Raw genomic sequence first — 282 nt, 5'->3', positions numbered from 1 at the left:
GGATGGCGGGGCGTTTCCCGGGTGCGGGGGATGTGGGGGAGTTTTGGCGGAACCTACGGGACGGTGTGGAGTCGGTGGTGTCCTTGAGCGACGAGCAGCTGGCCTCGGCCGGAGTCGCCCCCGAGGTGTACAACCAGCCCGACCACGTGAGGGTCGTACCCGACGGAACAGGACTCGATCTCTTCGACGCGGGCTTCTTCGGCTACACGCCGCGCGAAGCGAAGATCATGGACCCGCAGCACCGGTTGTTCCTGGAGACGGCCTGGGAGGCGCTGGAGGACG

Annotated in this window: 1 protein-coding gene; it reads left to right on the top strand. The window is 67.4% G+C overall.

From position 1 onward, the window contains the following. Nucleotides 1–2: 2 nt before the first annotated feature. On the top strand, nucleotides 3–282 hold a 280-nt coding region (locus RB628_RS42000), incomplete at its 3' end, for a beta-ketoacyl synthase N-terminal-like domain-containing protein (protein ID WP_318325837.1).

The organism is Streptomyces sp. ADMS (assembly GCF_033441795.1).
GTDB lineage: Bacteria > Actinomycetota > Actinomycetes > Streptomycetales > Streptomycetaceae > Streptomyces.
The sequence above is the reverse complement of the archived record's forward strand: the minus strand, read 5'-3'. Positions and strand labels throughout refer to the sequence as shown.